The organism is Erwinia sp. PME.40.26/001 (genome assembly GCF_055556675.1).
Genome location: NZ_JBVHNP010000116.1, coordinates 1 through 278 on the forward strand (window position 1 = coordinate 1; position 278 = coordinate 278).

1 protein-coding gene is annotated in these 278 nt (G+C 54.3%); it reads left to right on the top strand.

Annotated elements, in window-relative coordinates:
• A partial coding sequence (locus ACZ3HG_RS23475) for an aminotransferase class III-fold pyridoxal phosphate-dependent enzyme (protein ID WP_465334746.1) occupies nt 1-278 on the top strand: 278 nt, incomplete at both ends.

The window sequence follows — 278 nt, forward strand, 5'->3', positions numbered from 1 at the left end:
GGGCGCGCAAGGCCACTATGGTCTAACGCCCGACATCACTGCGCTCGGCAAAGTGATTGGCGGTGGCTTACCCGTTGCCGCGTTTGGCGGTAGAAAAGACATCATGGCCAATCTGGCGCCACTTGGAAATGTGTATCAGGCTGGCACTTTGTCAGGTAATCCGGTCGCTGTCGCGGCAGGTTTGGCAACCTTGAAACTGATCAGTACTGCCGGATTTTTTGACAAACTCGGTGTGCAAACCCGTAAATTGGCTCAGGGTATGGCTGATTTGGCCAAAG